This window comes from Rickettsia endosymbiont of Villa modesta (assembly GCF_964026485.1).
Lineage (GTDB): Bacteria > Pseudomonadota > Alphaproteobacteria > Rickettsiales > Rickettsiaceae > Rickettsia > Rickettsia asembonensis.
The window spans coordinates 606697-625334 of sequence record NZ_OZ032157.1; the positions used below are offsets into that span (position 1 = coordinate 606697).

Consider the following 18638-nt stretch of genomic DNA (forward strand, 5'->3'; position numbering starts at 1 on the left):
TAACACTTGCTGACTTCTTTAACAATTTTTCATGTACTAGAGGTATACATGAGAGATGGAGTTATTTCAAGCGTAAATATTGCTGAAGTTTATAAATATTGTATAGAAAAACAAGACTTAACGGAAGAAACTGCAAAAATTCTTATTAAATTATTAGATATCAAAATTATAGACTTTTGTCCTGAGCAAGCACTAATTAGTGCAAATATAATTAATAAAACTAAAATTTATGGTTTATCACTTGGAGATAGAGCATGTATAGCTCTGGCTATCTTTAAAAATTATCCTATTCTTACTTGCGATAAAATTTGGCAAAAATTAGATTTAGGTATTAAGTTTATTATGGCACGATAATTATTTTATAGTCAATTGATTTGGACTCGCCTACATCGTCACTCGTCGCTCTCCTATTAGTTATAGGCTTCGCTCCTCGCTCCTTGTATGCAAATCCAACTGAATTGACTATATATGCTTTAATCAAATAGGAAAAATTTACCTATTTCAGGGATAATAAACTTATTTTCATTAATATTATGTTTTTTCATAGCTTGTCGGAGTTCCAAAGGAGCCGCATTAAAGGCTTCATCAGCTAATTGAAAGACATCAAAGTGACTAGCTATAGAGTATTTAGAATTTAAGTCCAAATTAGTAAATACGGCTTCTTCAGGATTCATATGCACCGGTTTCATAAACCATCTTGGTTCATAAGCACCTATCGGAATAAGGCTTATTAAAATATTATGTTTTTTTCCGATCTCTTTAAAAAGAGTATCGTTATAACCCGAATCACCTATAAAACAAATATCTCCTATCTTAGTTTTAATGATAAAAGTTCCCCATAATGCTTTATTTTTATCAAATATTCCTCTAGCTGGCCAATGTTGGGCTGGTTCTAGATAAATATTTTGTTCTTTATATGATTCTCCCCATCCCAAGGTAATAATTTCTGCATCGCTAATATGTTTTTTGATTATTACGTCATTCATTAGCGGTGTAATAATCTTAGGCTTATCCCTTATCCATAAATCTTTAATTGTTCTGATATCTAAGTGGTCATAATGATTATGACTTACTACTATAATATCTATTTTAGGTAAATCGGTAAAATTAATGCCGGGTTTTACTATTCTCTTTGGTCCTGCAAAAGTAAAAGGACTAACCCGCTCCGACCATATACCGGATCAGTTAAGATATTTAAACCGCCTATTTGAATTAAAAAGGTTACATGTCCTATATAGGATATCCTTATAGTCTCATTATCAGTTATTTTTTGTGGTGGAATATCAGTGGAAGTAAGCGGCAGTGTTGTTGGCCATTTTGGTCGTTTTGAAGTTATTTTCCATTTTAGAATATCAAGTAAGGTTTTAGGTTTTATATTAGGATCAATATTGAAAAACATATTTTTATTTAGATAGACCTTCCTTTCGGTTTATTAGAATTTTTAACTTGTTCAGTAAAAGATTTTGTTTCTTTAGTTGTCGGTTTATGTATAAATCCTCTAGTTTTTTCTCCTATCAGCATGGCTTCTTGAAGTATGTCTTTTGGTAGTTTAGCTATAGATGCGGATATTTCCGGAGTTTGTTTTATTTCTACCGTTATCTTTTTTTCTTTATTTATATCTCTGCCTATTACTTCATCTAGTGGAACATTTTTATAATCGGCAAGAGCAACAATTGCTCCCATATCAGGCATTTTTGTACGACCATCTAGGAAATTTTTCCACGCTGTTTCATGGGTACCTGTTTTTTCACTTAACTTATACGGGGTGATATTGTCTGTTTCTAATATATTCAGTACAAATTTTTTAAAATTATTTCTAATTTCTTCTGGACCATCTTTGTTTGTTTCTGATATATCGTTAATCCGATTAAATCTTTCTTTTGACCTTATATCTTCGCTCATTATTTTTTCCTGTAAAATTTACTCCTAAAAATTGAGAGTTAAAATAATTTTTTTAAATGATAAGAACTTATGATTTTAAGAGGCTATCTATAAAATTATTTTAACTGATAATTAAAGAGATTTTATAGCAAAAAAGAATTTAATTAGCTTTAAAATAACTTCATAGATAGCCTATTAGACTTATTTATTAATATATAACTAATAAATAGAAGATAATTATAATGAAAATAATAAATTTAAGCTATTTAATTAAGTATTTAGGTCTTATATATGAAATTTAAATTAATCTATTTTAACTTTTTTGTCACAAATTATAAAATTTTCTGAAATAGAAACCATGCCTTTTCAAAATCTTATAATTTTAATATAAAATAACTTAAGATATAAATTAAATTTCAGATGCAGAATCTAAGATATTTTAAAAAGATTATATAAATTAAAAATTGTTTTTTCTGCATCTTGATCATTTATTAATAAGGTAATTTTAACTTCTGATAATTGTATCATGTTAACATTTATATTATTTTTCGTTAACTTTGATAATATCGTTTCAAGTATTTTACAATCATGTTTAATCCCATAACCAATAAGAGAGATTGTAGCAATTTCGGCATCAAAAGTAAAATCTTGTATCTGCTTATCATTTTTTAAATTAGTAAGTAAAGCTTGTAAATTATTTTTATCGGTTAAATTTGTAATAAAACTATATTCTTCATTATTTTTTATCTCTTGCATAAATTCAATATGATTATTATTTTGTGTAATCATATTTGCAACTTGCAAAAAACTTAAAGAAATGCTCTTTACAGATATTTTTAATAAATTTTTATTAGAAGTAATGCTGTTAATAATTCCATTCTCCATATTTTTATCCTTTGAAGTAATTAACGTACCTTCTGTATTCGGTGAAAATGTTGAAAGAACGCACATATCTATTTTATACCGCATTACTAGCTCTACGGCTCTAGGATGTAGTACTTTTGCTCCGCTTGATGCTAGTTCTAACATTTCTAAAAAATCTATTTCTTTTATCTTCTTAGCATTTGGAATAATTCTTGGATCAGCAGTAAATATTCCCTCTACATCGGTATAAATATCACATCTATCGGCTTTCACAGCTGCAGCGATTAAGGCGGCAGTAGTATCGGATCCTCCTCTGCCCAAAGTAGTTAACCTATTGGATTTGTTAGTTCCTTGAAAACCGGCTATTATAGGTACGGTATTTAACTGTACATATTTTTCTAGTAAATCTGTAGTAATTGATTCTACTAAAGCTTTGCTATGATTATTATCGGTGAGAATCGGTAATTGCCAAGCTAGAAATGATTGTGCCTTTATGTCTTCTTCTTGAAGAGCGAGTGCTAGTAATGAAGCAGTGACCATTTCGCCGCTAGAAAGTGCTACATCATATTCTGCAAATTGAGAAATGTTGTTAAGGCTTGATACTTCATTACACAATGTGACAAGTTGATTAGTAACACCTGCCATAGCCGAAACTACTACAATTACTTGGTTATTTTTAGCTATTTCGGCTTTTATGATAGGAACGATTTTTTTTATTCTATCAATATTTGCAACGGAAGTACCACCAAACTTTTGAATTATTAAGGCCATAACTAAAGGAAGCCTAATATAATATTATATAATTAATTTTCTGCTTGTTGTTATCTAGGTTACTGACATTGCCAGCGTGGTTTGTTTTATGTCATTCCTGCGAAAGCAGGAATCCAAAAAAATATAAATACAGCAAATGTTTGAAATTAAAAGCTCGATTTATCTCACTTTATTCTAGATTCCTGCTTGCGCAGGAACGACATCGAATACTTTTCTCAAGCCATACAACAACGCTTATGTTCGCTCACAATGACGAAATGATACCTACGCAACAACGCCATAAAAAGCATTTTTTGTTCCATTTAACAATAGTAGATCAAACTGCAAAAAGGCATTGCTCAATAACTATTGATATTTTTCAAAGCTTCTGTCATTGCGAGGAAAAACTGTAAGTTTTGACGAAGCAATCCAGTCAAAAACTCTGATTTATAGAATTTTTTTAATTATTTTCTGGATTGCCGCACAGTCTACGACTGCTCGCAATGACAAAATCTATACTTATTGAGCAATGCCTACAAAAAAATACTCAAGCACTTGCAATTTCTTTAACATTAACGATTTTATGATTTCGCTTAGTTAAAAATTCTACTCTACCTTCTATCAAAGCGAATATTGTATGATCTTTGCCAAGACCTACATTCGTTCCAGGATGAATTTTTGTGCCGCGTTGTCTGACTATAATATCACCGGGTATTACATATTGTCCATCGGCTTTTTTAACTCCCAGCCTTCGACCGGCCGAGTCTCTTCCGTTCCTAGAACTACCACCGGCTTTTTTGGTTGCCATTTTATAATTCCTTTTAAGTTATTATTATTGTTTGGTAATATCTAATATTTTTAATTCCGTCAGTTCTTGACGATGACCGGCTTTACGACGATAATTTTTTCTACGCTTTTTCTTAAAGACTATAATTTTATTATCTTTAAGTTGGTTAGTAATTTCAGCCGTAACGACAGCCCCTTTAACTATTGGAGTACCAATAAAAGAAGGCTTTGAGTATTCGCCAATCATTAAAATTTGATCAAACTGAATTTTAGAGCCAAGTTCTCCATCAATTTTTTCGACTTTAATAATACTATTTCTGTCTACTTTATATTGTTTTCCACCTGCTTTTATAACTGCGAACATGAAAACTATCTCTTTAAAAATTTATAAATATTTGTCGTATCATATTATTATATTAGAAATTAGTCAATGATAATATTATGTTATGTCTATTAACACAAATATAATTGTGTATTGAGTTACCGCAGCAAATATTGCGGCTAACAAATCATCAAGCATAACGCCGATACTGCCCTTAATATTTTTGTCAAACCAATTAATAGGCCAGGGTTTTACTATATCAAAAAATCGGAATAGACAAAAAGGTAATATGAAAAGTAATATAATATTTATTGTTAGCGGACTAAAATATTTAATTAAATGCGATTCGTTAGCAAATAAAGCAGAAAAAAATACTAAAACGATAGTTAGCATTTGCCCTACTACTTCATCAATTACCACTTCTTTGGGGTCTTCTGAATTTGTATAATTTAAATATATTTTAGTAAAATAAGTGCCGAGTATTAAGAGTATCAAACATAGGCTAAAGCTTATAATAAATATACTGACAAGTTGAGCTTCACCGAGAGTAAGATTTGAGAAAGGAATGATTATTTTGTTATTAACAATAAAATATATTAAGAAGTAAGTTAGAGGGAAAGCGGCAATTGATCCAAAAGTGCCTGGACAGTATTTTATTTTCCCTATATAAAAAAAAGTAGCAAAAAATTCTGAAAATTGTTTTTTAGTAAACATTTCTTTAATTATTTTATCCTAGATTAGAGCTATAATATCTTATATAATAAAATTTTAACTTATACAGCAAAAATATCATGGGAATGAGCTTTAGCCATTTATTAATAGTTTTATTAATTATTTTTGTATTATTCGGTGCCGGTAAATTACCTCAAGTTATGTCCGATTTAGCCAAAGGTCTTAAAGCTTTTAAAGATGGCATGAAAGATGACGGTAGTGATAACGATAAAAATAAATAATTAACTTGATGTCTCTTTGTCATCCCGTGGCTTGACCACGGGATCCAGTAAAAAATACTAAAATTACTAGTATCATAAATTGTGTATTTTTTTGGATACCGCGATCAAGTCGCGGTATGACGCTGAAAAAGCTAAATCACACAACAACGCCCTAATTCCCTGAAACAGTAGAATATACACCATTCTCTTTCCTGATAATGTCATACCGTCTCTGTGCTACTCCGTCGATGAAATGAATATTACCGGATAAACCTATATAAGGTTGTCTACTGTTCATTCTATTTAAAAACCTTTCAGATGCAAATTCATTGCCTATATAGTTTGCAGTCATACGTCCTAAATCATAAGAAAGAAGATGCATGAAGCCCATATGGTTAATACCTAAGTCTTTTGCCCTATCCGGAACGTTGCTATTGAGTAAATTTAAAGAACCGGTAAAGCTAATATCGATATTTTCAGGGTAATCGATATCAATACGATTATCACCGATTAAAATAGCTTTTTTATCTAAATTATATTTACGAATGCTATCGGCAAGTATGTTTAAATTTTTTGGATCATCTGATAGATAAATAACCGGTTTTGTTGTATCGCTACGCTCATTTATAATATCGGTATTGTCTGAAATATTTCTTGCGGCTTTTGCTATAGATTCAGGATTATCCTCATAGAATTCGGTGCGTGATAATGATGCATTTTTCTGAATCAATATATTTTGCATTACTTGACTAATAGTCTGTGAATGTTTCCCTTTAGGTAATAAAGCCATAAAATCTTTATGGTCGTTACTTGCGTAATAATTGATGATGCGTATCAGTTGTTTTAAAGGTGCATGACCGAATACAAATAATTTATCTTCTGCAAGAGCCGGGTTATTTGACATGGTTATTATAATAATATCATTAGCTTTTGCTTTTTCGGCTATTAGAGAGGTAAAGTTAGAATATAGAGGACCTAAAATAATCTTAGTTTTACGTGCTACTATTTTATCCATAGCGGCTAAAACATTTTTTTCATCTGAACCGTCGTAAGAAGTAACATGTATGTAAGATTTAATCCCGTCGTTAAGTCCCATTTTAATTAAATCTTTATATTGTTTCCCGACAATACTATCAGGACCCTGATTTGGCATTAAAATTGCAATTTCAATTTCTTTTTGTTCTTTTTTAAGAAAACTTATAGGTTCTTCTTTAGGAGTTTGACAGGACGTTAAATATATCAAGCAAAAAAATGATAGAACGATTCGTAGTTTATGTTTTATACTAGCCATAATATTACTTAAAATTTAAAAATTATGATTAGACATCTTTCCAAACCAGCTTATAGAGAGGGATTTAAAGGAGACACGGAACACAGCACCGCAGCGTATATAGACATACGTGAGGATGCGAGTACCGGATCGACGTCTAAATTACCTCTAGAAGCGAAGTTTGGAAATATGTCTTTAAAGCCGGGATTATATATTGTTTCAACACCGATCGGTAATTTTGAAGATATAACGCTTCGTGCTATATCGACTTTAAAAAATTCGGATATTATCTTATGCGAGGATACCAGAATATCACAAAAATTGCTAGCAAAACATGACATTCATACAAAATTACAAATTTATAATGATCATAGTGACGAGAAAGATAGAGAAAATATCATAAGTTTAATAAAATCGGGCAATATAATAAGCTTAATTTCTGATGCAGGGACTCCTTTAATTTCCGATCCCGGCTATAAGTTAGTTAGAGATTTGCGTGTTCTTAATTGTCATATAGACGTAGTACCAGGGGTATCTGCACCGGTTACTGCTCTAACTTTATCAGCTCTTCCTACTGATCGATTTTTATTTCACGGGTTTTTACCTAAAACTATAGAAAGTAAGAAAAAGATTTTTTCTGAATTAGTAAATCTTAAGGCTACATTGATTTTTTTTGAAACCGCTCCTCGTTTGATAAACACCTTATCGGTAGCTAAGGAAATACTAGGAAACCGAGAAATATGTGTAGCTCGTGAGTTAACTAAACTGTATCAGGAAATAAAAACAGGGGATATAGATGAAATAATAGAGTTCTATCAAAATAATATTTTAAAAGGTGAGATAGTATTGTTGATTTCAGGAAATATACAAGAACAAAACCAACAAAAAAATTTAGAAAAATTTATAGAACTTTGCTTAAGTAAAAACTTAAGTAGCAAAACCACTACCGAACTTGCTTATGACAAATTCAAAGATGTTTATAGTAAGAAAGAAATATATAGATTAGTGAATGAGAGTAAGTAGATGTAGGCGTTGTGGTATGATTCTTATGTCATTCCTGCGAAAGCAGGAATCCAAAAAAAAAGTATAAATACAGCAAATTTTTAAAATTAAAAGCCCGATATATCTCGCTTTATGCTGGATTCCTGCTTTCGCAGGAATGACATTATACGGCAAGTATATTTTAGTGACAGCCACAACCTTTTTTAGGCGTATTTCTTTCTGCCGAGTCCTCAAGTTTTTTACCAGCTGCCTGCATATCTTGACCTGCACCTTGCATTGTATATACTTCTTTTACCTGAAGAATTGGTAGTATTAGATATTAATTATCCATAAGAACATTGATTATTCGCTCATCTAAATATTCATTTTCCAACTTTTCAAGTTAAAGAAGTATATAATATCTATCAAGGTCAAAATTTTTATCTTTCATGTTATTTTTCTTTACAGCACAAAGATGCACTTCTTGCCTAGTTGCTGTATCTTTGGTAGACTTTGTACAATATGCTTTATCTACATATGCAGCACCGGAGCGTGGCATAACGTGTTTAAAACCTTTGCTATCAGTAACATTTGCAGAGGTAACTGCAACCTTATTAATAATCCCTGATTGGATATCAACGCTAACATGTTTTTTATAACCATACCAAAACTTATTACCTCCTTTACAACCAATTTTAGCTTGTTTATCATTCGCAACTTTGGGCAAAGTCTCATTATTTAGCTTGTCATATTTTTGCTTCCTCAACTCATCACGTTCTGTCCAAAGACTAGCTTTTGAGATCAAATGAGAGGCATCTACAAAGGTAAATACCTCGCTCATATAACCTTGCTTTCGTAGTTGTTCTCTAAAGTTTGCAAATATTTTTGATAGTAAGTTAGTACCTATTTTCTTACGTATTTTACTAAACACACTATAATCTGGAGTCGTCTCTGTAAGAGCAAAATCACAAAACCATTTGCCGGCATTACTATCAGCGAAATAACGTTCTAATTCTCGATCAGATAAGTCTTCCATAAATTGTAGAAGTAAACATTTAAATAACCTCAATGCTCCATAGCCTTTATAATTAGCTTCAGTTTCTATCGCTAATAACTCTCTTTCAACTACTTTGAAATTAAATTAACTTTTAAATTTACGATATTGATGTTCCGGGCTAACTAATTCATCTAAACTGACCATTGTTATTTGATGCTCTGACATTTTTTACTTTCTTATTTTTTTATCACATTATAACCTTTTACTCTTCATAGCTCAACACTCCCATAATATGTTTACGCTTCCAACCACTGAAACTTGGTAATGTTTTAACTACATTCTTTCTAATCCAACCAAATCTTGCTCGAGTTTGGTATTGAGGATGAACACTATCCATAAAATAAATAGACTCATCTTTAGCTAAATTATTTTTTAGCAAACTATATTGCAGCTTAAATTCCTCTTGCTTAGCTAAATCTATTTTTCCAGGAATTAACTTAGGTTTCTTATAACTAAAACCAAGTCTGTGTAACAGCTTGACTACCCCAGCTAATGTATAGATTACTCCATATTGACGTTCTATGAACAAACCTATATCTCTAGCATATACATAATTATTATTTTCTAGATGAACTATTAACTCTGCTTCCTCCTGTCTAGTAAGTTTACTATCACTACCGCCATTTCCAGGCTTAAGCTTCTGAGCATTATGATAATCTATTAAATGTTTTCTTATCCCTCCCCATCACTCAGTAATAACACTTTCGATATCTCATCAATACTATAGCTATCATCATACATGAAAACAGCTTTGATTCTATCACAAATCCTCTTATCCCTTTCGCTTCTATGGTAAAGCTTTAATTCTTCTTTTTCTACTGATGTTAATTTTCTATAAATCCATTCTTACTTAATAACACTTGCTGACTTCTTTGACAATTTTTCATTTACTAGAGATATATGCTCAATCAACCGGATAAGCTGGTTCAAATCTTAGAAAATATTGAAAATAAAAAATATATTAATGTCGCTACTAGTATAGGTAGTTTAGTTTGGAAAGAAGGTCAAACACTGAATATTATAAAACAAATACCAAATGTCGTTAAAGCGGGAGTTGGTTATTTTAAATCTGATAAGGTACCTGTAGAATTAGAAAATAAAGTTCCGGCTGATGTATTAAAAGAAGCACAAAACATCGTCTCAAATTTAAATAGTAAGATTAATATTGTAGGATCTAAAACAAATACACTTTCCATTACTCCTATTTCTAATAATAAAAAGAAAGAAGAAATAAATAGATAAACTATATATATCAAAAAAGAGATATTATTAATTTGTCATTCCGTGGCTACGACCACGGAATCCAGGGCTTTTAAAGATTTTTTTTAAAAGCTTTACTTTACTGGATTCCCGCATACGCGGGAATGACATGGAACGAAAAATGTCCAGTACTATAGAATAAATCACGGGATGACAGCGTATCATTTTTATTTTGCTCCAGTTATAGTAATATTTAATATTTGTGCAAACTCTTCTTGGTTAGAATATTCTAATGTAGTTTTATCTTGTATCTGATTTTTAAACCAAGTCACTTGTCTTTTAGCATAATGACGGGTTCGTATTTGAGCTGCATTTAAAGCTTCATCTAAAGTAAGGTGACCGTCTAAATAAGCTAAAATTTCTTTTACTCCTACTGCTTTTAAATTTGAATAATCTTGCAGGGTGAATTGTTTTTTTATCAAAGCGATTTCGTCAATTGCCCCTTCGTTAAATATCTTATCTAAACGCTCATCGCATGTCTTATACAAAAATTTTCGTTCAGGATTTAAGAAAATAATTTTGAAATTAAAATCAGATAAGATTTGTTCTTTTGGTAAAGTTTGAAAGGAAAAAATAGATTTACCGGTTTGCAAGAATACTTCATAAGCTCTAATTAAACGCTGAGTATCATTTTGGTTTATTTTAGAAGCAGCAAGCGTGTCAAGCTCCTCTAATTTATTCCATAATTCTATATTACCTATTTCAGTATGTAAGTTTCTTACTTGTTCTCGTAAATCTTCTGATATATCAGGAATATTATTATAGCCGAAAACTAAAGAATTGATATATAAACCCGTTCCACCTATTAATATAGGGAGTTTACCTCTCGCAGCTATTTCTTTTATTTTTTCTGTCGCAAGTTTTAGATATTTTATTACTGAGAAATCTTCCGTAATTGATAGAAAATTATATAAATGGTAAGTAACTTCAGCTGTATAGCTTTTCAGAGGGGAGGCGGTAATAATAGGGATTTCTTTGTAAACTTGCATTGAATCAATGTTTACTATCTCTCCATTATAAGCTTTGGCAAATTCATGACCTAAATAAGATTTTCCGCTAGCAGTCGGCCCGCATAGTATTACTATTTCTTTCTTTGTCACTGATATATAGTTAGTTTATAATTACTGGGTTATTGCATGGCTCGGTTTTCCGTCATTGCGAGAAGAATTACGTAGTAATTCGACGAAGCAATCCAGTAAAAAATTCTGATTTACAGAATTTTTTTATTATTTTTCTGGATTGCCACGCAGCCTACGGCTGCTCGCAATGACGGGGTGGTATCCACATTGGCAACACCTCGCAGGAATTAAACGGTTTCAGTTTCATCAGCCTTAGCATCACCTAAAGCCTGAGCCTCATCCACCGGTTCACCAAATGTTATTCGATTAGATATATATTCATAACTAATAGTTGGACCGTCAAAAATGTTTCTTATCTCAGTGTAGTCAACAATTAAGCTACGTAAGCCATTAGATAAAACTACATCATTGTTAAGTTTTAAAATACCTTCCTGATTAGTAGGTTCAAGGTCTTTATTTTGTATTATTAATGGTTCATTTCTGTAAGGAATGTAAATATTCAATGCATTTGCACCTGCATCTGTTGGCATTACTGTAACTAATTTATTATCAGTATCAACAGGTGATATATTGACGGAGTCTATTTGATATGAGGTTTTTGACATATAATTTCTCCTTATATTAATTTAATATGAGAAAAATATATAAAATAATATTTTAGAAAGCAATAATTTTTTAATAATTAATTAATAGCCCGTATTTTTTAAGATATTTATTAATTATAGTTATTATTTTCTCTAAACCGTTTTTACTAGCTGATTCAGCCCTTGCAACTATAATAGATTCGGTATTAGAGCTACGTAGTAACCACCAACCATGCTCGGTATTTACCCGTACACCGTCTATATCATTAAACTCTATTTTCTCTTCTAATAATTTTTCTTTAATCTCTTTAATAATTTGTAATTTTAACTCTGAAGAAACAAAAATTTTAATTTCCGGTGTACTATAGCTTTTCGGTAAATCTTCCATTATTTCATCTAGCGTTTTATCCAATTTGCTAAGTAAATCTAAAAATCTAAGGGCTGCATAAATTGCGTCATCAAAGCCAAAATATTTATCGGCAAAGAATATATGCCCGCTCATTTCACCGGCGAGTAAAGCCTTTGTCTCAAGCATTTTGCTTTTAATAAAAGGGTGACCTGTTCGCCATATTATAGGATTCCCGCCAAATGACCTAATTCTATCAACTATTAACTGACTGGCTTTTACATCGACTATTATGGTAGCATTAGGGGTTTCTTGTAAAATATCCTCAGCAAATATACATAAAATTTGATCACCGAATAATATCTTACCGCTTCCGCTTACAATACCGATTCTATCACCGTCACCGTCAAAAGCTATACCAAGGTCACAATTTTGTCCTTTAACTAATTTAATTAGCTCTTGTAAATTAGCAGGGGTGGTAGGGTCGGGATGATAACTTGGAAAATTCCCGTCAATCTTACTATTTATGATTATATTCTTGTTTGAGAGATACTTTTTAAGTTCTTCAATAATATCGCCGGTTGCTCCGTTACCGGAGTCCCAAGCTACTTTTAATTTAGGATTAATGCTTATTCCGTCTAAAATATTTTTTAGGTATTTAGATTGTATGTCGTAAGGAGCTGTTGTCATCCCGCGGCTTGACCGCGGGATCCAGTTAATATCGCTATGGATACCGTGGTCAAACCACGGTATGACATTAATCCTCATCAATAACTCCTGTATCTGATCACCGAAAAAAGATTTGCCGTTTTGCAGCATTTTAAAGCCGTTATCGTCACGCGGGTTATGCGATCCCGTAACCATAATACTACCGGCAGGCATAAAGTGTTTATCGGCAAAATATAATACAGGAGTTGGAACTACGCCAATATTTATGATTTCAGCTCCTGCATCGGTTAGTCCTAACTCTAAAGCTTTACAAAGGGCAGGGGAGCTGAGCCGACCGTCTAAACCAACACAGATTTTGCTATTATCTTTTGTTATAGTCATCTCAGCGAAACAAAAGCCGATTTTATAAGCTACTTCTTCTGTTAAATCCTTAAGGCTGTTGCCTCTTATATCATAAGCTCTAAAAATTTCTTTGTTAATTTGCATAAAAAACCCTAAAATTATTAATATCATAAGCTGTTTTTATGGACCCCGTGGTCAAGCCACGGGGTGACAACCTAGCACGGGATGACACATAGTCTAAAAACTAAAGCTTTCACCTAAATACACTTCCTTAACTTTTTTGCTGTTTGCTATTTCCTTAGCACTTCCTTCTAATAATACTTTACCCTCAAAAATAACGTAAGCACGGTCGACTATATCTAGAGTATCACGTACGTTATGGTCGGTAATTAATATGCCTATATTAAACTCACGTAAATAAGTAATTAGATTTTTGATATCGGAAATAGCAAGCGGGTCAATACCGGCAAGCGGTTCATCAAGCATGATAAATTTAGGCTCTATTGCAAGTGAACGTGCAATCTCAAGCCTACGCCTTTCACCGCCTGATAAGCTAGCAGCGGATAAATCTTTTAAATGAACTATCGAAAATTTCTCTAGTAAATTATGGGTTTTTTGTTCAATTACTTCCTTATCATTTTCAGAGATCTCAACTACAGCCTTAATATTATCCTCAACTGATAATCCCCGAAAAATTGAAGGTTCTTGAAGAAGATAGCCGATTCCAAGCCTTGCTCGTAAATAAATAGGTAGGTTGGTAATATTTATATCGTTTAAAAGTAATTGTCCTGAGTCCGGTTTCATTAAACCGATAATAATGTTAAAACAAGTTGTTTTACCGGCTCCGTTAGGACCGAATAAACCAACTATCTCTCCTTGTTTTATATTCAGAGATATATCAGTTAATATATTCCTTTTTTTGTAGGATTTTGATATATTTTTAACTTGTAAGCTGTCCATCTTTTTTATTTTTTGTTTGTTGCTCTTTATGTCATTCCTGCGAAAGCAGGAATCTAGAAAAAATTTTAAAGGTTATAGAAGCTTTTATAATTTATTTTTTTATTATTTGGATTCCTGCTTTCGCAGGAATGACATAAAGAGGATTTTTCAATCCATAAAGCTATTTCTTAACAATATCTACATAATAGATTAGTTTATTAGTGTTTAAGACATTATCATCACGCTGTAATATTACATTACCGAGTAGAATAAGTTGCTTGTCATCAAAAAAATATTTAGCACTATCTGCAAGTAATAATTCATTATTTATTTTTCTTTCTACAGTCAATTTGGTCGGAATAACTATATAATCAATAGTTTGTTTATCATCTATTGTTTTATAAAAAATATATAATTCTTTCGTTCTAAGTATCGCATTATCGAAGTAAACAACAACATTTCCAAGATATTCTGCTTTTTGTTTTATTCTATCAATAATTAAAGTATCAGATGTTATATGTAAATTTGAAATATTTTTATCATTAGCATATATAGATATACTAATAGTAAGAAATACTACAAGTTTAATAATCCGATAAATCGATGATTGTAGAGACATTGCCTTTAAAAATTATAATATTATTTTCATCCTTCGTATTAAAACTATCTGAAGTAATTGAAGAGTTTTTATAAAGTAATTTAGCAGAGGAGTTGCCGGTTATATTCTTATTTACTAAATCAATCCTTGCATCGTTAGTGTTAAATATGATCTCATCAAAAAAAAGTTTTACATCGTTTTTTAAATCTAATATGTTTGATTCTTCATCTAAAAAGCCTTCTTTCGCATTGATAATAAGAGTTTGGTCTTGATTTACGTTATAAATAGCATTTATTATATCTAGTTTATATTTGTTATCCGACTCTTTTATAGCTCGCTCAGTTTTAATTTTATACGCATTTAAATTTTTATTTACTCCTTCAAAAATTGAATCTTTCAATATAATATTATATTTTAAATCAAAATTTTTAGTATCTTTTAAACTTTTTTTTGTAACGTTAATATCATTTTCTTCATTAATATAACCGCTTTTAATTAATATATATCCTATATACAAAATTCCAACTATTATTAAAAGATATACAGATTTCCAAATTTTTTTTCGCCGTTTATAAGAAGAAGGCATAGATTTCAGCTAACTCCCATGCGTAGTAAATCATGAATATGAATAATGCCTATGATAATATTATCATCAACAATCGGTATATTAGTGATATTCTTGGCTTTCATTAAATTTAAAGCCTCTTTTGCAAATATTTCCGATGAGATATGAATAGGGTTTTTGGTCATAATGCTTGATGCTGTTTTTAAGTGCATTTGATCGTTAATATGACGACGTAAATCCCCGTCGGTTATAATCCCTATCAAATTTTGGTTTTTATCCGTGACAAGTGTACAACCTAAACGTTTTTTATTCATAATAATTATCGTTTCAGCAAAGGAAGTATCTTCATATACTAAAGGTATTTCATCACCGCTACGCATTAGGTTTTTAATTTTTGTTAAATTAGCACCGATTGTACCTCCCGGATGATAAATTTTAAAATCATCTTTAGTAAAGCCTCGTTTTTCATGTATAACAGTCATTAAAGCATCACCTAGTGATAACATTATTAAAGATGATATAGTAGGAGCTCCAATTACAGAAGCTTCCGGATATTCAGGTACTATTAATAAAAAATCGCTTCTTTTAGCTAAAGTGGAATTTTTATTCATTGTCATTGCAGCAATTTTTATGGAAGAGTTCTTGCAATATTCAATTATATTAAATAGCTCTTTAGTTTCACCGGAATTAGATAGCATAATTACTAGATCATTTCTGGTCACCATACCTAAATCGCCGTGACTTGCCTCTGCTGGATGTAAATAAAAAGCAGGCATACCGGTTGAAGAAAAGCTAGAAGCTATTTTTCTTGCAATATAACCGCTTTTGCCTATGCCGGTTAGGATTATCCGTCCTTTGAAAGATAGTAAAAATTCTATAATTCTGTTAAAGTCTTCAGGGATATTTTCAGATAATTTTTCTAAAGCACTTGCTTCACTAGAAATAACCCTCTTTGCGATGATTTGGTAATTATTTGTGTGGTTCATTGTTATTATTGGCTTTGTACTTATGTCATCCCCGCGTAGGCGGGGATCCAGAAAAATAAGTATAAAACAGCAAATTTTTGCAGTTAAAAGCTCGATTTATCTCGCTTTATGCTGGATTCCCGCTGTTGCTGGAATGACATTTAATTAAAATACTTACGTTCTGTAATTACTTCAGCAGTTTCAGCATTATTATCTTCATTCCAAGCTCGTTTTTTACTAGAATCACGTCGCTCAGGTTCTGAATTTTCCTTAGCATTATTAACATTATTTTTTGGCTTTGGATTATTTGAAGATTTATCCTTATCGGCATTTTTAATAGTTAGTTTTGCTTTGCCTTTATTATCAAAGCCTATCAGCTTAACTTTTACTATATCGCCTTGTTTTAAAACACTGCTAACCGTTTCTATTCTTTCTTCTGAAATTTCACTAATATGAACAAAGCCGTCTTTATTACCTAAATAATTAATAAAAGCACCGGAATCTAAGACTTTCATTACCGTACCGTTAAATATTTCACCGATTTCAGGTTCAACGGCAATAGCTCTAATTTTATCTAAAGCGACTTTTAGCTTATCTCTATCTGAAGCATAAACAGAAACGCTGCCGTCATCGATTATATCTATTTTAGCACCGCTAGTTTCACAAATTTCCTTTATTACTTTACCGCCCGGTCCTATAATATCTCTAATTTTATCCTTATCTATTTTTATAGTAGTAGTAGAAGGAGCATTTTTACTTAGTTCGCTATTTGGTTTACTAATAACTTTATTCATTTGCTCAAGTATATGCAAACGACCGAGTCGTGCTTGCTCTAAAGCTACTTTCATTATTTTAAAATCTACTCCGGATATTTTGATATCCATTTGTAATGCAGTAATCCCTTCACTAGTTCCTGCAACCTTAAAGTCCATATCACCGAAATAATCTTCATCTCCAAGAATGTCGGATAATACCGCAAATTTTTTGCCTTCCTTAACAAGCCCCATAGCAATACCCGCAACCGGTGCTTTTATCGGTACGCCGGCATACATTAAAGCAAGAGAACTACCGCAAACTGTTGCCATTGAAGAAGAACCGTTAGACTCCGTAGTTTCAGCAACTACTCTAATAGAATAAGGAAATTGTACCTTATTAGGTAATATTGGATTAATAGCACGCCATGCGAGTTTACCGTGTCCGACTTCACGACGACTAGGTGCTTTCATCGGCATTGCTTCATTTACAGAGTAGGACGGAAAAATATAATTAAGCATAAAACGTTCTTTATACTCACCCTCTAAACTGTCAACTATCTGCTCATCTAAACTAGTACCGAATGTAGTACTAACTAAGCTTTGCGTCTCGCCTCTAGTAAATAAAGCTGAACCGTGTGCGGAAGGTAATAAACCTATTTCACAAGCAATTTGTCTTATATCCGTGGTACTTCTTCCATCGATACGTCTATTTTTTTCTAAAATCTCGTTACGTAATATATCTGATTCAATAGATTTTAAAGCCGATTCGATTTGATAATTACTATATTTTTTATTTTCTATGTCGCTTACAAAATGTGTAAGAACTTTTTCAGGTATTAAATCTAAATTAGTACTACGTTCCTGTTTAGATTTAATCGCAAAAGCTTGTTCAATTTCTTTTACAAAGAACTTCTCAATTTCTTTCTTTAATGAGGCAGGGTATAAATCTTGCATTTCAAGCTTTGGTTTTTTAGCTTCTTCTGCTAGTTCTTTAATTATCTTTATTACCGGCTGGAAGCTTTCAAATCCAAATTTTACAGCTTCTAACATTTGTTCTTCAGCGAGTAAATGAGCTTCCGATTCAACCATCATTACTGAATCTGATGTTCCTGCAACTACTAAATCAAGCTGACTTGTTTTAAATAATTCAAGTGTCGGATTTAAAACAAATTCACCATTGATTAAACCGACTTTACTTGCAGCAACTATTTCTAGATAAGGAGCAGGGGATAGGCTAAGGGCAGCCGATGCACCAATAATTGCAAGTATATCTACCGGGGTTTCAGGATCATATGAAAGAACACTGCAAGTTACATGCGTTTCATTCACAAAAGCCGGATGAAATAATGGTCTAATCGGTCTATCTATTAAACGAGATACTAAAACTTCTCTATCTGATGCTTTTCCCTCACGTTTAAAAAATCCTCCAGGGATTTTACCAGCAGCATACGCCATTTCTCTATAATTAATCGTTAAAGGAAAAAAGCCGATACCTTCTTTTGCTTTTTTAGCTACTACTGCTGTACATAATAAAACGGAATTACCCATTTTTACCGTAACTGCTCCGTCAGCTTGCCTTGCTATCTTACCTGTACTAAGCTCAAGAACTTTCCCGTTCCATGTAACACTCTTAGTTATTTCGTTAAACATCTATTTATCTCATTTCATAATTTATATTGTATTCAAAGTGTCA

20 protein-coding genes and 7 pseudogenes are annotated in these 18638 nt (G+C 31.7%); 6 read left to right on the forward strand and 21 right to left on the reverse strand.

The window, feature by feature from the left end:
• Window positions 1-48: 48 nt before the first annotated feature.
• Window positions 49-354: a type II toxin-antitoxin system VapC family toxin gene (locus AC5584_RS03445; RefSeq protein ID WP_499162541.1), complete on the forward strand. Its 306-nt coding sequence runs from the start codon at window positions 49-51 to the stop codon at window positions 352-354.
• Window positions 355-361: 7 nt separating this feature from the next.
• Here AC5584_RS03445 and AC5584_RS03450 read toward each other — a convergent pair.
• The 7 genes and pseudogenes from AC5584_RS03450 to AC5584_RS03480 form a co-directional block, all read right to left on the reverse strand.
• Window positions 362-466: pseudogene (locus AC5584_RS03450) on the reverse strand (palindromic element RPE2 domain-containing protein); the annotation flags it as partial.
• Window positions 467-473: 7 nt separating this feature from the next.
• Entirely contained in the window at window positions 474-1127 is a 654-nt protein-coding gene (locus AC5584_RS03455; RefSeq protein WP_499216939.1) for an MBL fold metallo-hydrolase, read from the reverse strand.
• Window positions 1128-1407: 280 nt separating this feature from the next.
• Window positions 1408-1902, reverse strand: a complete 495-nt coding sequence (locus tag AC5584_RS03460; protein ID WP_499216832.1) for a helix-turn-helix domain-containing protein — start codon at window positions 1900-1902, stop codon at window positions 1408-1410.
• Window positions 1903-2310: 408 nt separating this feature from the next.
• On the reverse strand, window positions 2311-3516 hold the full coding sequence (locus AC5584_RS03465; RefSeq protein WP_499216833.1) for an aspartate kinase: 1206 nt from the start codon (window positions 3514-3516) through the stop codon (window positions 2311-2313).
• A gap of 526 nt (window positions 3517-4042) precedes the next feature.
• Window positions 4043-4303: a 50S ribosomal protein L27 gene (rpmA, locus tag AC5584_RS03470; RefSeq protein WP_499216834.1), complete on the reverse strand. Its 261-nt coding sequence runs from the start codon at window positions 4301-4303 to the stop codon at window positions 4043-4045.
• A 24-nt stretch (window positions 4304-4327) separates the two neighbouring features.
• Window positions 4328-4645, reverse strand: a complete 318-nt coding sequence (gene rplU, locus AC5584_RS03475; protein ID WP_004997480.1) for a 50S ribosomal protein L21 — start codon at window positions 4643-4645, stop codon at window positions 4328-4330.
• A gap of 75 nt (window positions 4646-4720) precedes the next feature.
• Window positions 4721-5317, reverse strand: a complete 597-nt coding sequence (locus AC5584_RS03480) for a phosphatidylglycerophosphatase A family protein (protein ID WP_499216835.1) — start codon at window positions 5315-5317, stop codon at window positions 4721-4723.
• A gap of 77 nt (window positions 5318-5394) precedes the next feature.
• Between AC5584_RS03480 and tatA the strand changes: the two genes are divergently transcribed.
• Window positions 5395-5556 (forward strand): twin-arginine translocase TatA, encoded by a 162-nt coding sequence (gene tatA / locus AC5584_RS03485; RefSeq protein WP_004997483.1) that lies wholly within the window; start codon window positions 5395-5397, stop codon window positions 5554-5556.
• 151 nt (window positions 5557-5707) lie between these two features.
• On the opposite strand, the gene AC5584_RS03490 is transcribed toward tatA, so the two are convergent.
• A complete protein-coding gene (locus tag AC5584_RS03490) occupies window positions 5708-6826 on the reverse strand; it encodes a penicillin-binding protein activator (protein WP_499216836.1) in 1119 nt (372 codons plus the stop codon).
• A gap of 18 nt (window positions 6827-6844) precedes the next feature.
• Here AC5584_RS03490 and AC5584_RS03495 point away from each other — a divergent pair.
• Window positions 6845-7003, forward strand: a pseudogene (locus tag AC5584_RS03495) (palindromic element RPE1 domain-containing protein); the annotation flags it as partial.
• Complete coding sequence (gene rsmI, locus AC5584_RS03500; protein ID WP_410526696.1) at window positions 6995-7828, forward strand: 16S rRNA (cytidine(1402)-2'-O)-methyltransferase; 834 nt, start codon at window positions 6995-6997, stop codon at window positions 7826-7828. The pseudogene AC5584_RS03495 and the gene rsmI, both read left to right, overlap by 9 nt.
• A 160-nt stretch (window positions 7829-7988) precedes the next feature.
• Here rsmI and AC5584_RS03505 read toward each other — a convergent pair.
• The 3 genes and pseudogenes from AC5584_RS03505 to AC5584_RS03515 all read right to left on the reverse strand — a co-directional run.
• Window positions 7989-8087, reverse strand: a pseudogene (locus AC5584_RS03505) (entericidin A/B family lipoprotein); the annotation flags it as partial.
• 102 nt (window positions 8088-8189) lie between these two features.
• Window positions 8190-8891, reverse strand: coding sequence for a transposase (locus tag AC5584_RS03510; RefSeq protein WP_499216907.1), 702 nt, complete (start codon window positions 8889-8891; stop codon window positions 8190-8192).
• Between the two features lie 154 nt (window positions 8892-9045).
• Window positions 9046-9519 carry a winged helix-turn-helix domain-containing protein gene (locus tag AC5584_RS03515; RefSeq protein WP_499216940.1) on the reverse strand — a complete coding sequence of 158 codons (474 nt, stop codon included), beginning with the start codon at window positions 9517-9519 and terminating at the stop codon, window positions 9046-9048.
• A 224-nt stretch (window positions 9520-9743) separates the two neighbouring features.
• Between AC5584_RS03515 and AC5584_RS03520 the strand changes: the two are divergent.
• Window positions 9744-10085: pseudogene (locus AC5584_RS03520) on the forward strand (hypothetical protein); the annotation flags it as partial.
• Window positions 10086-10270: 185 nt separating this feature from the next.
• Here the strand turns inward: AC5584_RS03520 and miaA are convergent.
• The 9 genes and pseudogenes from miaA to AC5584_RS03565 form a co-directional block, all read right to left on the reverse strand.
• Window positions 10271-11203 (reverse strand): tRNA (adenosine(37)-N6)-dimethylallyltransferase MiaA, encoded by a 933-nt coding sequence (gene miaA, locus AC5584_RS03525; RefSeq protein ID WP_499216837.1) that lies wholly within the window; start codon window positions 11201-11203, stop codon window positions 10271-10273.
• A gap of 45 nt (window positions 11204-11248) precedes the next feature.
• A pseudogene (locus AC5584_RS03530) lies at window positions 11249-11351 on the reverse strand (lytic transglycosylase domain-containing protein); the annotation flags it as partial.
• A gap of 58 nt (window positions 11352-11409) precedes the next feature.
• Window positions 11410-11787 carry a hypothetical protein gene (locus AC5584_RS03535; RefSeq protein WP_499216838.1) on the reverse strand — a complete coding sequence of 126 codons (378 nt, stop codon included), beginning with the start codon at window positions 11785-11787 and terminating at the stop codon, window positions 11410-11412.
• Window positions 11788-11857: 70 nt separating this feature from the next.
• Window positions 11858-12784: pseudogene (locus AC5584_RS03540) on the reverse strand (phosphomannomutase/phosphoglucomutase); the annotation flags it as partial.
• An 87-nt stretch (window positions 12785-12871) separates the two neighbouring features.
• Window positions 12872-13267: pseudogene (locus AC5584_RS03545) on the reverse strand (phosphomannomutase/phosphoglucomutase); the annotation flags it as partial.
• Between the two features lie 93 nt (window positions 13268-13360).
• On the reverse strand, window positions 13361-14083 hold the full coding sequence (gene lptB / locus AC5584_RS03550; RefSeq protein ID WP_045812987.1) for an LPS export ABC transporter ATP-binding protein: 723 nt from the start codon (window positions 14081-14083) through the stop codon (window positions 13361-13363).
• A 160-nt stretch (window positions 14084-14243) separates the two neighbouring features.
• Complete coding sequence (locus AC5584_RS03555) at window positions 14244-14681, reverse strand: LptA/OstA family protein (protein ID WP_499216839.1); 438 nt, start codon at window positions 14679-14681, stop codon at window positions 14244-14246.
• Window positions 14647-15246, reverse strand: coding sequence for an LPS export ABC transporter periplasmic protein LptC (gene lptC, locus AC5584_RS03560; protein WP_040255623.1), 600 nt, complete (start codon window positions 15244-15246; stop codon window positions 14647-14649). The genes AC5584_RS03555 and lptC overlap by 35 nt, the downstream gene beginning before the upstream one ends.
• A 5-nt stretch (window positions 15247-15251) precedes the next feature.
• Window positions 15252-16211: a KpsF/GutQ family sugar-phosphate isomerase gene (locus tag AC5584_RS03565; RefSeq protein WP_499216840.1), complete on the reverse strand. Its 960-nt coding sequence runs from the start codon at window positions 16209-16211 to the stop codon at window positions 15252-15254.
• Window positions 16212-16233: 22 nt separating this feature from the next.
• Between AC5584_RS03565 and AC5584_RS03570 the strand changes: the two genes are divergently transcribed.
• The gene (locus tag AC5584_RS03570) at window positions 16234-16359 is read left to right on the forward strand and encodes a hypothetical protein (RefSeq protein WP_410526539.1); all 126 of its coding nucleotides are present in this window, start codon (window positions 16234-16236) and stop codon (window positions 16357-16359) included.
• On the opposite strand, the gene pnp is transcribed toward AC5584_RS03570, so the two are convergent.
• Window positions 16352-18595 carry a polyribonucleotide nucleotidyltransferase gene (pnp, locus tag AC5584_RS03575; protein WP_499216841.1) on the reverse strand — a complete coding sequence of 748 codons (2244 nt, stop codon included), beginning with the start codon at window positions 18593-18595 and terminating at the stop codon, window positions 16352-16354. The genes AC5584_RS03570 and pnp overlap by 8 nt on opposite strands.
• Window positions 18596-18638: the final 43 nt, after the last annotated feature.